The organism is Methylobacterium sp. (assembly GCF_028290105.1).
Lineage (GTDB): Bacteria > Pseudomonadota > Alphaproteobacteria > Rhizobiales > Beijerinckiaceae > Methylobacterium.
In genome coordinates this window covers 1-12,397 of the sequence record NZ_JAQGKL010000114.1, presented here as the reverse complement: position 1 = coordinate 12,397, position 12,397 = coordinate 1, and the positions used below count along the sequence as shown (strand labels likewise).

At 68.6% G+C, this 12,397-nt stretch carries 15 protein-coding genes and 1 pseudogene; 7 read left to right on the top strand and 9 right to left on the bottom strand.

The features are described 5' to 3' along the window. Positions 1-435 (bottom strand): annotated as a pseudogene (locus tag JWQ05_RS08550) (polyhydroxyalkanoate depolymerase); the annotation flags it as partial. Between the two features lie 177 nt (positions 436-612). On the opposite strand from JWQ05_RS08550, the gene JWQ05_RS08545 reads away from it, so the two are divergent. The 5 genes from JWQ05_RS08545 to purQ all read left to right on the top strand — a co-directional run bounded on the left by JWQ05_RS08545 (position 613) and on the right by purQ (position 4,067). Further along, on the top strand, positions 613-1,998 hold the full coding sequence (locus JWQ05_RS08545) for an ActS/PrrB/RegB family redox-sensitive histidine kinase (protein ID WP_299657544.1): 1,386 nt from the start codon (positions 613-615) through the stop codon (positions 1,996-1,998). Between the two features lie 52 nt (positions 1,999-2,050). Then, positions 2,051-2,653 (top strand): ActR/PrrA/RegA family redox response regulator transcription factor, encoded by a 603-nt coding sequence (locus tag JWQ05_RS08540; RefSeq protein ID WP_299657542.1) that lies wholly within the window; start codon positions 2,051-2,053, stop codon positions 2,651-2,653. A 109-nt stretch (positions 2,654-2,762) separates the two neighbouring features. Beyond that, entirely contained in the window at positions 2,763-2,999 is a 237-nt protein-coding gene (locus JWQ05_RS08535; protein WP_299657540.1) for a hypothetical protein, read from the top strand. A 148-nt stretch (positions 3,000-3,147) separates the two neighbouring features. Further along, the gene (gene purS / locus JWQ05_RS08530) at positions 3,148-3,387 is read left to right on the top strand and encodes a phosphoribosylformylglycinamidine synthase subunit PurS (protein ID WP_299657538.1); all 240 of its coding nucleotides are present in this window, start codon (positions 3,148-3,150) and stop codon (positions 3,385-3,387) included. After that, positions 3,387-4,067, top strand: coding sequence for a phosphoribosylformylglycinamidine synthase subunit PurQ (gene purQ / locus JWQ05_RS08525; protein ID WP_299657536.1), 681 nt, complete (start codon positions 3,387-3,389; stop codon positions 4,065-4,067). The genes purS and purQ overlap by 1 nt, the downstream gene beginning before the upstream one ends. Before the next feature lie 129 nt (positions 4,068-4,196). On the opposite strand, the gene JWQ05_RS08520 is transcribed toward purQ, so the two are convergent. The 8 genes from JWQ05_RS08520 to gap all read right to left on the bottom strand — a co-directional run bounded on the left by JWQ05_RS08520 (position 4,197) and on the right by gap (position 11,390). After that, complete coding sequence (locus JWQ05_RS08520; RefSeq protein ID WP_244010668.1) at positions 4,197-4,742, bottom strand: adenine phosphoribosyltransferase; 546 nt, start codon at positions 4,740-4,742, stop codon at positions 4,197-4,199. 52 nt (positions 4,743-4,794) lie between these two features. Next, the gene (locus JWQ05_RS08515; protein WP_299657532.1) at positions 4,795-5,595 is read right to left on the bottom strand and encodes an inositol monophosphatase family protein; all 801 of its coding nucleotides are present in this window, start codon (positions 5,593-5,595) and stop codon (positions 4,795-4,797) included. 117 nt (positions 5,596-5,712) lie between these two features. Continuing rightward, complete coding sequence (locus tag JWQ05_RS08510; RefSeq protein ID WP_299657530.1) at positions 5,713-6,738, bottom strand: tetratricopeptide repeat protein; 1,026 nt, start codon at positions 6,736-6,738, stop codon at positions 5,713-5,715. Next, the gene (locus JWQ05_RS08505) at positions 6,735-7,397 is read right to left on the bottom strand and encodes a thiamine phosphate synthase (protein WP_299657528.1); all 663 of its coding nucleotides are present in this window, start codon (positions 7,395-7,397) and stop codon (positions 6,735-6,737) included. The genes JWQ05_RS08510 and JWQ05_RS08505 overlap by 4 nt, the downstream gene beginning before the upstream one ends. A gap of 21 nt (positions 7,398-7,418) precedes the next feature. Continuing rightward, positions 7,419-8,492 (bottom strand): class II fructose-bisphosphate aldolase, encoded by a 1,074-nt coding sequence (gene fba, locus JWQ05_RS08500; protein ID WP_299657526.1) that lies wholly within the window; start codon positions 8,490-8,492, stop codon positions 7,419-7,421. A 129-nt stretch (positions 8,493-8,621) separates the two neighbouring features. Then, entirely contained in the window at positions 8,622-9,824 is a 1,203-nt protein-coding gene (locus tag JWQ05_RS08495; RefSeq protein ID WP_299657523.1) for a phosphoglycerate kinase, read from the bottom strand. Positions 9,825-9,858: 34 nt separating this feature from the next. Beyond that, positions 9,859-10,320, bottom strand: a complete 462-nt coding sequence (locus tag JWQ05_RS08490) for a hypothetical protein (protein ID WP_299657521.1) — start codon at positions 10,318-10,320, stop codon at positions 9,859-9,861. Positions 10,321-10,382: 62 nt separating this feature from the next. Beyond that, positions 10,383-11,390, bottom strand: a complete 1,008-nt coding sequence (gap, locus tag JWQ05_RS08485; protein ID WP_299657519.1) for a type I glyceraldehyde-3-phosphate dehydrogenase — start codon at positions 11,388-11,390, stop codon at positions 10,383-10,385. 475 nt (positions 11,391-11,865) lie between these two features. On the opposite strand from gap, the gene JWQ05_RS08480 reads away from it, so the two are divergent. Together JWQ05_RS08480 and zapA are read left to right on the top strand one after the other, a co-directional pair. After that, a complete protein-coding gene (locus tag JWQ05_RS08480) occupies positions 11,866-12,138 on the top strand; it encodes a DUF4164 domain-containing protein (protein ID WP_299657546.1) in 273 nt (90 codons plus the stop codon). A 31-nt stretch (positions 12,139-12,169) separates the two neighbouring features. Further along, the coding region (gene zapA, locus JWQ05_RS08475) for a cell division protein ZapA (protein ID WP_299657518.1) at positions 12,170-12,397 on the top strand (228 nt) is incomplete at its 3' end.

Below are 12,397 nucleotides of genomic sequence, written 5' to 3'. Positions count from 1 at the left end.
GCGGGCATCGGTCCAGTCGGTAATGAAGACCTGATGGTCGGGCAGCATCGCCTCCACGGTGCCGCGCAGGAGCGTGGAATAGTGCCCCGACATCGGCGCCACGATGAGGAGCTTGGGCTGCGGCTCGGCGGGGCCGCGCGCGAATACGCGGTCGAAGGTGACCACACGGCAGAAGGGGCGCTCCCAGACCACGCGCTCGGTCACAGGCACGGGCGTGCCGTCGATCGTGATCTGCTTGAAATCGAAGTTCGGCTTGCCGTAGCGGCGCGTCACGCGCTCGAACATCTCGCAGGCCGCCGCGAGCGAGCGGGCGTAGGGCGTGTAGGCCAGCGGGTTGGCGGGGTTCTGAAGGCTGTGCTTGGCCATGTCGGCGACGAGGCGCGCCGGCGTCGTCATGATGCGCGCCGCCTCGTACCAGTAATAGGACAGGTTCACGGATTCGCTCCCCTTGGCGCCGGCTTCGCTCCCCGCGAGCGTTTCGCGGACCGCGCCGCGTCGGATCGTTCCGGACCCGTGTCCCCCGGCTTAGCGCAAAAGCGGTGTCGACAGGAGCGGCGCACAGGGACGTTTAGGGATGGACGCGAGACATCCGGGCCCTATCGTTCCCTCCACATGATCGACATGAGCACCAACGGCTTCGTCCGCGACGCCCGGCACCTGCGCCTCGACACCTTCGTGCGACTGCGCTGGCTCGCGATCACCGGGCAGAGCGCGGCGGTGGGCGGGGCGCAGTTCGGCTTGGGGCTGCCGCTGCCGTTCGGCTGGTGCTTCCTCGTCATCGCCACCTCGTCCTGGCTGAACCTGGCGCTGCGCATCCGCTTTCCCGCGAGCTACCGCCTGAGCGACGATTCGGCGGCACTCCTGCTCGCCTTCGACATCGTCCAGCTCGCGGCCCTGCTGTTCCTCACCGGCGGCTTGCAGAACCCGTTCTCCCTGCTGTTCCTCGCGCCCGTGCTGATCTCGGCCACCGCCCTGCCGCCGGAGCGGACCCTGGCGCTCGGGCTCCTCGCCATCGGCCTCGCGACCCTGCTGGCGCTGGTGCACCGTCCGCTGCCCTGGTTCGCGGACGGGCGGCTCGAACTGCCGTTCCTCTACATTTCCGGCATCTGGACCGCGATCCTGCTCGGCACCGCCTTCACGGGCGTCTACGCCTGGAAGGTCGCCGAGGAGACGCGCCAGCTCGCCCAGGCGCTCGCCGCCACCGAACTGGTGCTGGCGCGCGAGCAGCACCTCTCGCAGCTCGATGGGCTCGCGGCGGCCGCCGCCCACGAGCTCGGGACGCCGCTGGGCACCATCATGGTGGTGACGAAGGAACTGACGCGTCAACTCGCGACCACCGCCAGCCCCTCGGTGCGGGAGGATCTCGCCCTCCTGCGCGATCAGGTCGACCGCTGCCGGGGCATCCTCTCGAAGCTGACCTCCCTCGACAGCGACGAGGGCGGCTTCCTGCAGACCGTGAGCCTCAGCCACCTCGTCGAGGAACTCGTCGAGCCGCAGCGCGCCATGGGTATCGTGCTTGAGGTCTCGAACCAGGGCGAGGGGCCGGAGCCGGTCTGCCGGCGCAATCCGGGCGTGATGTTCGGGCTCGCCAACATCGTCGACAACGCCGTCGATTTCGCGTCCGTCCGGGTGGTGATCGAGGCGCGCTGGACGTTCGAGCGGGTCTGGCTGGAGATCCGCGACGACGGCCCCGGTTTCTCCAGCGAGGTCCTGCTCCGGGCGGGCGAGCCCTACGTCACCACCCGCAGCCCCGACCGCTCGCGCAAGCCCGACAGCACGGGCGCGGGCCTCGGCCTCGGACTTTTTATCGCCAAGACACTGATCGAACGCTCCGGCGCACAGTTGACCTTGTCGAACGCCTCTCAATCCGAGGCCACCGGAGCCGTCGTCAGGATCGGTTGGGCGCGCCACATCTTCGAGCGCGACGCCCTCGCGCTCCATCACGCGCAATTGAGTCGTGGGCAACCCCTAACCGAAACCGGTGCGACACCTATATAAACGGCAGAAGAGAACAGTCTCGAAGATTGATCAGGAACACGGAGGAGCGTCGATGCTGACGCAGACCGGAACAACGGCGCCCGGCGCCGATATCGCGCAGCTTGGCGATCACGATCCGTTGGCGGCGTTCACCGACCGCACGCTTCTGATCGTCGATGACGACAAGCCTTTCTCGACGCGGCTCGCCCGGGCCATGGAGATGCGTGGCTACGAAGTCCAAGTGGCCGAGAGTGTCGCCGAAGGCGTCTCCATGGTGGACGTACGTCCGCCGGCTTTCGCGGTGATCGACATGCGGCTCGGGGACGGAAACGGCCTCGACGTGATCGCCCGCTTGAAGGAGCGCCGCCCGGAAGCGCGCGGCGTCATCCTGACCGGCTACGGCAATATCGCCACGGCGGTCACGGCGGTGAAGCTCGGCGCCTTCGACTACCTCGCCAAGCCCGCCGATGCCGATGAGATCCACGGCACGCTGATGGCGCAGCCCGGCGAGCGCGCCGACCCGCCCGAAAACCCGATGTCGGCGGACCGGGTGCGCTGGGAGCACATCCAGCGTGTCTATGAACTCTGTGGACGCAACGTCTCGGAAACGGCGCGGCGCCTCAATATGCACCGCCGGACCCTTCAGCGCATCCTGGCCAAGCGCGCCCCGCGCTGAAGCGAGATGCGGCGACGTTGCGCGACCGACCCGGTTCGCGCTACGTCGCCAACTCACAACCGTCACGCCGAGGCTCTCGGCGTGATGCCGGCGACAGGACCAAATCGACGTGAACACGCGTAACCTGATCACCATCGCCAGCATGATGGTCCTCGTCGGCACTGAGGTGTTCGCCGTGGCTATCGCGGCCGGCTGGGCGCTGGCGGGCCTGTTCGATCTCGGCGATACCGTCGGTCATGTCCTTATGGCTCTGTTCAGCCTGTTCGCCGCCTGGGTCATGCTGCAATTGTGGCGCCGTGCGACCAGCATCGAGCCTCTTCGCGGCCCGACGACGGCATCCCGCTAGAGCGCATTCCACCGCTGGCGATCACGCACGGCCCCGACGGGGGCCGTTTTGCGTTGCCTGGGGCACGTTTCCTGATTATCGCCATGATGCCGCGACACCCGATGCTCCGTCACGAGCGATGCCCTGCCACGAGATTGAGTTCGACCCCATGAAAGCACGCATCATCGTCACCTTGAAGACCGGCGTGCTGGACCCGCAGGGCAAGGCGATCGAGGCGGCCTTGACGTCGTTCGGCCTCAGCGGCGTCGATGGCGTCCGCCAGGGCAAGGTCTTCGACGTCGAGATCGCGGGCGACGACCGTACGGTCGCGGAGGCCACCCTCAAGGCCGCATGCGAGAAGCTGCTCGCCAACACCGTGGTCGAGAACTACGCCATCGAGATCGCCTGATGCGCGCCGCCATCATCGTCTTTCCCGGCTCCAACCGCGATGCCGACGTCGCCCATGCCCTGACCCGTTCGGGGGCGGAGGTCGTCAAGGTCTGGCACGCGGACACCGAACTGCCGGCGGGTACCGATCTCGCCGTCCTGCCGGGTGGCTTCTCCTACGGCGACTACCTGCGCTGCGGCGCCATCGCGGGACGTGCGGCGGCCATGGATGCGGTCCGCGCCCATGCGGCGCGCGGCGGCCTCGTGCTCGGCATCTGCAACGGCTTCCAGATCCTGTGCGAATCGGGCCTGCTGCCCGGCGTCCTGATGCGCAACGTCGACCGGCGCTTTATCTGCCATCGCCAGTTGCTGCGCGTCGAGCGCGCCGACACCCGGTTCACCTCGGCCTATGCCAAAGACCAGGTCATCGACGTCTGCGTGGCGCATGGCGAGGGCAATTACTTCGCGGATGCCGAGACAATCGCGCGGCTCGAAGGCGACGGACGCGTGGCGTTCCGCTACTGCGACGCCGCCGGCAACCTCACGGTGGATGCCAACCGCAACGGCTCGCTGAACTCCATCGCGGGCATCTACTCCGAGAAGCTCAACGTGCTCGGTCTGATGCCCCACCCGGAAAACTTCGTGGAGGATCTCGTGGGCGGGACCGATGGGCGCGGGCTCTTCGAGAGCCTGGCGGCGTAGGCTCCGAGAACTTTTTCCCTTCGGGGGAGAGGACGAGCGCAGAGCCGACGCCTCGCGAAAAGGGGACCGTCATTCAACCCGCTGACGCCGGCAAACTTCTCCCGCGAACGGGAGAAGAATCGAACGGATTCAGTGCCCGTCGAATTCCATCAGGGTCCGCACCGGCACGTCGAGGTCGCGCAGCTTCTGGGCGCCGCCGATTTCCGGCAGGTCGATGACGAAGCAGGCGGCCACCACCTCGGCGCCGATGCGGCGCAGCAGGTTCACCGCGGCGCAGGCCGTGCCGCCGGTGGCGATGAGGTCGTCGACGAGGAGAACGCGGTCACCCGGCTTGATGGCATCGACGTGGATTTCCATCTCGTCGGTGCCGTATTCGAGGGCGTAGGCGATCGAGACGGTCTTGTGGGGCAGCTTGCCCTTCTTCCGGATCGGCACGAAGCCCGAGGAGAGCTGGTGCGCCACCGCGCCGCCGAGGATGAAGCCCCGCGCCTCGATGCCGGCCACTTGGTCGATCCGCCCACCCGCATAGGGATGCACCAGCGCATCGACCGCGCGCCGGAAGGCACGCGGGTCGCTGAGCAGGGTCGTGATGTCGCGAAACACGATGCCGGGCTTCGGGTAGTCGGGGATCGAGCGGATCGAATCCTTCAACGCGATGTGGCGGCGGGATTCCATGCGGGCGGCCTCTCGGGAGATGTTGCGGAAGCGAGGGGTGCGGAAATGCCCCTCAGGCGTGCGCGTGCGCGCGGCGCAGGAGCTTGACGAGTTCGCCGTGCAGGATCTCGTTGCCGCAGGCGACGGATCGGGCCGCGAGCGGTTCGGCACCGCCGTCAGCGCTGGTGACGAAGCCGCCGGCCTCGCGCACCAGGATGATGCCGGCCGCGATGTCCCAGGTTTGGAGATCGCGCTCCCAGTAGAGATCCGAGCGCCCGCAGGCGACGTAGGCGAGATCGAGGGCGGCCGAGCCGAAGCGGCGGGCGCCCCCCGTGACCGCCATGACGGCGGCGACTTCGCGCAGGAGCTTGGGGTGGTCGCCGCGCCCGAGATAGGGCGAGCCGTAGGCTACCAGCGCGTCGGCCATGTCGGTCCGGCCCGAGACGCGCAGGCGGCGGTTGTTGAGGTAGGCGCCCTTGCCGCGCTCGGCGACGAACAATTCGTCCTTGGCCGGGTCGTAGATCACGCCGGCCACGATCTGACCCTCGCGCTCGAGGCCCACCGAGATGGCGAAGTGCGGGATGCCATGCAGGAAGTTGGTGGTGCCGTCGAGGGGATCGACGTGCCAGGTGTGGCTCTTGTCCGCACCCTCGACGTTTCCGGATTCCTCGAGGATCAGGCCGTAGCCCGGGCGCGCCTTCATCAGCGCGTCCTTCAGCACCTCCTCGGCCTTGCGGTCGGCCGCCGAGACGAAGTTGCCCGGCCCCTTGCGGGAAACCTGGAGGTTCTCGATCTCGCCGTAGTCGCGCTTGAGGCCGCGGGCCGCCTTGCGGACGGCATCGACCATGACGGTCATGAGGGGTGAGCTGATCATCGATCTAAGGGTCCAAGTCTCTTCAAAGAACGTCGCATCGCGGGCGAATTGGCGCCGCCATAGCACGTTTGCGCTGGCTCTCACCCCTGCCGAATGCGGACCTGCCCCCCGGGGGCGTTATTTGACGTTGGCGCGCTCGGCGGCGAGCGTCTCGGCGCGGGAACGCTCGTCGGGCGTGAGCCCCTTCAGATTGTCGTCGAGCCAGGCATCGGACAGCCCCTGGGCCGAGGCGGCGAGGTTCCAGGCGGCGGCCTCGACCGGGTTCTTCTGGACCCCGCGCCCGACCACGAAGAGGCGGGCGGCCCGGTTCTGCGCGATGGCGTTGCCGCGCGCCGCGGCATGCAGGAAGTAGCGCGCTGCCCGGGCCTCGTCCTTCGGCAGGCCGGTGCCGTTGAAGAGCAGGATCGCGAACTCGACCTCGCCGGCGAGATCGCCGTTGTCGGCCGCGCGCCGGAACCACTCGGCCGCCTGGGCGGGGTCCTTCGCCACGCCGCGCCCCTGCAGGTAGAGCACGCCGAGATCGTGCTGTGCCGCGCCGATCTCGCCTTCGGCCGCCTTGCGGAACAGCGTCGCCGCGCGGGTCTGGTCCGGGTCGGTGCCACTACCGAGGAGGATCAGCGCGAGGTTGTAGGCCGCGGTGGTGTCGCCCTTGTCGGCGGCCTTCTCCAGCCATTGGCGACCGGCCTTCATGTCCTTGGCGCCGCCGCGACCGTCGATGGACATCAGGCCGAGCGAGGCCATGGCATGGACGTCGCCCTGCTGAGCCGCGAGCCGGTACCATTCGGCGGCCTTGACCGGGTCCTGCTTGATGCCGAGGCCCTGGTTGTAGAGTTCGCCGAGCAGCGTCATCGCCGCGGCGTCCTTCGAGTCGGCAGCGATCCGCCTCGTCGCCTCGCGGAAGGCGGTGGTGTACTGCCCGCGCTGATAGGCGCCGAAGGCGGCGTCCGGCGGGCTGTCGCCGGGCTTGGGCGCGAAGGGCACGAGCCGCACCGCATTCGGCGTGTAGGGTGTCGGCAGCTCCTTCAGGGGCGCCTTGAACACTTCCTTGGTGACGGGCTTGGCCGAGTCCGGCGACAGGGTCGTCGCGGCATGGGCCGCGCTCGCGCCGAGCGCCAGGACAAGAAGCCCGGGTGCCAGCCTCACGAACTCACCTCCGCGGCGGCCGTGACCTGTGCCTGGATGGCGGCCACATCGGTGCCCTCCCCGATCCACAAAGCGCTTTCGAGACCGAGGAACTCGGCCCCCGTGGCGAGGATCGGCCCGACCTGGTCGGCTGCATGCGCCACCGCGATGCAGGGCGTCTCGAAGATCTCGGTCCACCAGGCGGCGCGGTCCACCACCGTCTCGGCGTCCGGCGCGATGCCGTCGGCATAGAGGCCACCGAACATCACGTAGTCGACGCCCGCCTCGCCCGCCTCCATGGCGGCGTGTTTCTGCTCGTGACCACCGGCCCCGAGGATGCGGCCGTCGTCGAGACGGTCGCGCAACTCGCGCAAAGCCCCGTCCCTCGGCTTGTCGAGGTGGACGCCGTCGGCCCCGCCCCGGGCCGAGACGCTGACGAGGTCTCCGGCAAACCCGGCGCAGGACACGACCAATGCCGCGCCGATCGCCTGTGCGACAGGTGCGAGGCGCTTGACGAGGTTGACGAGACTGCGCTCGTCGAAGGGCGCGAGCCGCAGAAGGATCGCGGCGACGTCGCCCGCCGCGCCGGCGGCGGTGATGGCCGCCGCGAGGGCGTCGGCGTCAGCGGCCTCGACCCGATGCGGGCTCAGCAGGGCGAGGCGTGTGCGGGGTTCCGACATGCGGGGTCCTTCGCTCGCGCCTCAGCGCGCGGCGCCGATCTTCGGGTCGAGGGAGCCGTCGGCGTAACGCTTGGCCATGGTGGCCACCGAGACCGGGCGGATCTTCGAGCCCTGGCCGGCGGTGCCGAACTCCTCGAAGCGCTGGCGGCAGAGCTTCGTCATCGCCTCCATGGCGGGCTTGAGGTACTTGCGCGGGTCGAACTCGGCCTTGTTCTCGGCCAGGATCTTCCGAATCTGGCCCGTCATCGCCATCCGGTTGTCCGTGTCGATGTTGATCTTGCGAACGCCGTGCTTGATGCCGCGCTGGATCTCTTCGACCGGCACGCCCCAGGTCGGCTTCATCTCTCCGCCGTACTGGTTGATGATGTCCTGCAGGTCCTGGGGCACCGAGGAGGAGCCGTGCATCACGAGGTGGGTGGTGGGCAGGCGCCGGTGGATCTCCTCGATGACGTTCATCGCCAGCACGTCGCCGTCGGGCTTACGGGTGAACTTGTAGGCGCCGTGCGAGGTGCCCATGGCGACGGCGAGCGCGTCGACCTTGGTGGCTTGCACGAACTTCACGGCCTCGTCCGGGTCGGTGAGCAGCTGGTCGTGGCTGAGCACGCCTTCGGCGCCGTGGCCGTCCTCGGCCTCGCCCTCGCCGCTCTCCAGCGAGCCGAGCACCCCGAGTTCGCCCTCCACCGAGACGCCGGCCCAATGGGCCATCTTGGTGACGTTGCGGGTGATCTCGACGTTGTAGGCGTAGTCGGCCGGGGTCTTGCCGTCGGCCTTCAGGGAGCCGTCCATCATCACCGAGGTGAAGCCGTACTGGATCGCCGTGGCGCAGGTCGCCTCGTCGCTGCCGTGGTCGAGATGCATGCAGACGGGGATGTGAGGATAGATCTCGACCAGGCCGTCGATGAGCTTGGCGAGGACGATGTCGTTAGCATAGGCGCGCGCGCCCTTGCTCGCCTGGAGGATCACCGGCGAATCGGTGGCATCCGCGGCCGCCATGATGGCGAGGCCCTGTTCCATGTTGTTCAGGTTGAAAGCCGGTACGCCATATTCATGCTCGGCGGCGTGGTCCAGGAGCTGCCTCAGGGTAATGCGGGCCATGGGTTTCTCCGTACATCCGACCGCCGGGGCGATCCGCTGACCGTCGCGCCGGCTGGCGCGCTACATTTTCAGAATTCTTTGGTCTTTTCGGACCTTCGGCGGCCCGTTGCAATCGGTCCGGGTCCGGGCTCAAGCCTTGGCGCGCAGGGCCTCGACGCCGGGCAATTCCTTGCCCTCCAGCCATTCCAGGAAGGCGCCGCCGGCCGTGGAGACGTACGAGAACGCCTCGCCCACGCCCGCATGGTTGAGGGCCGCGACCGTGTCGCCGCCGCCCGCCACCGAGACGAGCTTGCCGGCCTTGGTGCGCTCGGCGGCATGCCGCGCGGCGGCCACGGTGGCGGCATCGAACGGGGAAAGCTCGAAGGCGCCGAGCGGCCCGTTCCAGACCAGGGTCGCGGCCTCGTCGATGGCCGCGTTGATCTCGGCGACCGAGGCGGGGCCGGCATCGAGGATCATGCCGTTCTCGGGGACCGCGTCCACCGAGACGGTCTCGTGCGCGGCGTTCGCCTTGAACTCGGCGGCCGACACCGCATCGACCGGGAGGATGATGCGGCACTTGGCGGCCTCGGCCGCCGCAATGATGCGATGCGCGGTCTCGGCGAGATCCTTCTCGCAGAGCGACTTGCCGACGCCCTTGCCTAGCGCGTGCAGGAAGGTGTTGGCCATGCCGCCGCCGATGACGAGCATGTCGACCCTGGCGACGAGGTTCTGCAGGAGGTCGATCTTGGACGAGACCTTGGCGCCGCCGACGAGGGCGATGACGGGCCGGGCCGGGGATTCGAGTCCCTTGGTCAGGGCGTCGAGTTCCGCCTGCATGAGGCGCCCGGCATAGGCCGGAAGCACGTGGGCCAGGCCCTCGGTGGAGGCGTGTGCCCGGTGCGCGGCCGAGAACGCCTCGTTGACGTAGAGATCGCCGTTGGCGGCGAGTGCCTCCGTGAAGGCCTTGTCGTTCGTCTCCTCACCCGCGTGAAAGCGGGTATTCTCGAGGAGCAGCACGCTGCCGTCCTCGAGGGCGGCCACGGCATCGGCGGCGGCCGGGCCGACGCAATCCTCGGCGAAGGACACGGGCCGGCCGAGACACCGGCTCAGGGTCTCGACCACGGGCTGGAGCGATTCCGACGCCACGGGCTTACCCTTGGGACGTCCAAAATGGGCCAGCAGGACGACGCGCCCGCCCTTGTCGGCGATCTCGCGGATCGTAGGCACGATCCGCTCGATCCGCGTGGCATCGGTGACGCGTCCACCCTCCATCGGCACGTTCAGGTCCACGCGCAGGAGCACGCGCTTGCCCTGGAGCGGGCCGGCATCGTCAAGGGTGCGGAAAGCGGTCATCGGAGCCTGGGCGTTGGGGCGTCTGAGGGCGGGATCAGCGCGGCGGCAGGAGGGTTTCGAGGTGAAAGCGCTGGGCCGCGATGGTGAGCGCCACCGTCAGCACGGCGGTGATGATCGCGGTGAGCACGAGGGCACCGGAGCCCGGCAGGCCGCGAGTGCGATCGGCGACCGCGCGAACCTCGCTGCGCAGGGCCGAGAGGTCGCTCTGGCGGGCGGCCTCGTTCATGCGGGCGGCGGCTCCCTCGACCTTCTCCTCCACGCGGGAGAGCAGGGCCTCGGAGCGGGCGTACTTGTCCTCGATCCGCGCGCACTTGTCCTCGATCCGGGCGAGCTGGTCGCCACCCGGCGCAGAGGTCGGCGCGCTCACGGATTCGGTTTTTGCGACGAGCGCGGGCGGCGACGCCGCAGATGCGATCGTCGCCGGGGTGGGGGCCGGCGACGAGGCTGGGATGCTGCCTGGGATGAAGTCGCGTCCGGTTGGGGAAGTCTCTGTCATGTCAGGCGTACCATCTTGGGTCTTCGGGAACGTTGAAGTCCGTCAGAAGCCGGCGGTGCGGCTCAGAGCAACTTGCCCATCGCCACGGCGGTGTCGGCCATGCGGTTCGAGAATCCCCACTCGTTGTCGTACCAGGCCAGGATGCGCACGAAGGTGCCGTCCATGACCTTGGTCTGATCGAGGTGGAAGGTTGACGAGTGGGGGTCGTGGTTGAAGTCGATCGAGACGTTGGGCTGGTCGGTATAGGCGAGCACGCCCTTCAGCGGGCCGTCGGCGGCGGCGCGGATGGCGTTGTTGATCTCCTCGACCGTGGTCGCGCGCTTGGCGGTGAAGACCAGGTCGACGGCCGAGACGTTCGGGGTCGGCACGCGGATCGAGGTCCCGTCGAGCTTGCCCTTCAGCTCCGGCAGCACGAGGCCGACGGCCTTGGCGGCACCGGTGGAGGTCGGGATCATCGACAGGGCCGCGGCGCGGGCCCGGTAGAGGTCCTTGTGCATCTGGTCTAGCGAGGGCTGATCGTTGGTGTAGGAGTGGATCGTGGTCATGAAACCGCGCTCGATCCCCACGAGATCGTTGAGCACCTTGGCCACCGGCACGAGGCAGTTGGTGGTGCAGGAGGCGTTCGAGATCACGTGGTGATCGGCGGTCAGCTTGTCGTGGTTGACGCCGTAGACGACCGTGAGGTCGGCGCCGTCGGCGGGCGCGGACACGATCACGCGCTTGGCGCCGGCCTCGAGATGGGCCTTGGCCTTGTCCCGCGTGGTGAAGATGCCGGTGCATTCGAGCGCGATGTCGACGCCGAGTTCGCGGTGCGGCAGCTCGGCCGGGTTGCGCACGGCGGTGACCTTGATGCGCTGCCCGTCGACCACGATGAACTCGCCGTCGACCTCGACCTTGGCGTTGAAGCGGCCGTGGATCGAATCGAAGCGCAGGAGGTGGGCGTTGGTCTCGACAGGGCCGAGATCGTTGATCGCCACCACCTCGATGTCCTTGCGGCCGGCCTCGTGGATGGCCCGCAGGACGTTGCGGCCGATGCGTCCGAACCCGTTGATGGCAACCTTCACCGACACGGCGTGAGTCCTTCCCATAAATGGGCGCCACCCTTTGGCGGCACCCTGCAGCCTGTTGATCGTCTCAGGCCGCCCGGCGGGCAGGCCTCGATCCGTTGCCCGCTCTGTGCGGGTCCCGATTGAACGACGGATGAACCGTCGCCACCGACAGGCCCCTCGAACGCCAGGCAAATCCGGACGGGCCGCGCGGTGCGGCCGCGCGCGAGGGGCCTGCGCGAAAAGCCTGAACGTGTCACGGCATGCCGTATAACCGGTCTGCGGACGGCGGGTCTCTAACATGGTGACAAATCCGGGCAAAGGTCACATGCAGGGCGCGACCCGGGGATAACCTCCTTGAGCGATCCGACTGCGCTCCGGGCCGGTACTTTCCCGGTCGCGCCCTCGCGGGATCGGCGCTAGCCTTATGTGGCGGGCAGCGCGTGCGGATCGGCGGTGAGTCCCGCCCGGGCTTGAGGGGGTTTGTTTCGTGAGCGAGATGATCGATGACGCCTTGCGGCGTCTCGAAACCGTGCTGTCCCGGCTCGAAGGCGCCGTCGCCCATCGCTTCGAGGCCGAGCGGGACCCGAGCGACCTGGAAACCGAACTCGCGCTCATGGGCGAGGACCGGGCCCGGCTCGCCGCGGAACTCGACGCGGCCAGCGCGCGCCTCGTCGAGGTGGAGGCGACGTCCCGGGATGTCGGCCAACGCCTCGGCCGGGCCATCGCCACAGTGGAGGGCGTGCTGGCGCCGCCACGCCCCGACGCCTAACCGTTCCGACCCTCGACCGGCCTGAAACGACATGCCCCAGATCAACGTCTCCATCGACGCCAAGAACTACCGTATGGCCTGCGCCGAAGGCGAGGAGGCGCACCTGACGGCGTTGGCCCAGGGCCTCGACGCGCGCATCACCGAGATGCGCCGTTCCTTCGGTGAGATCGGCGACATGCGCCTGCACGTGATGGCCGCCCTGATGCAGGCCGACGAACTCCAGGAAGCGCAGGCCCGCCTCGCTGTCCTCGAGCAGGAG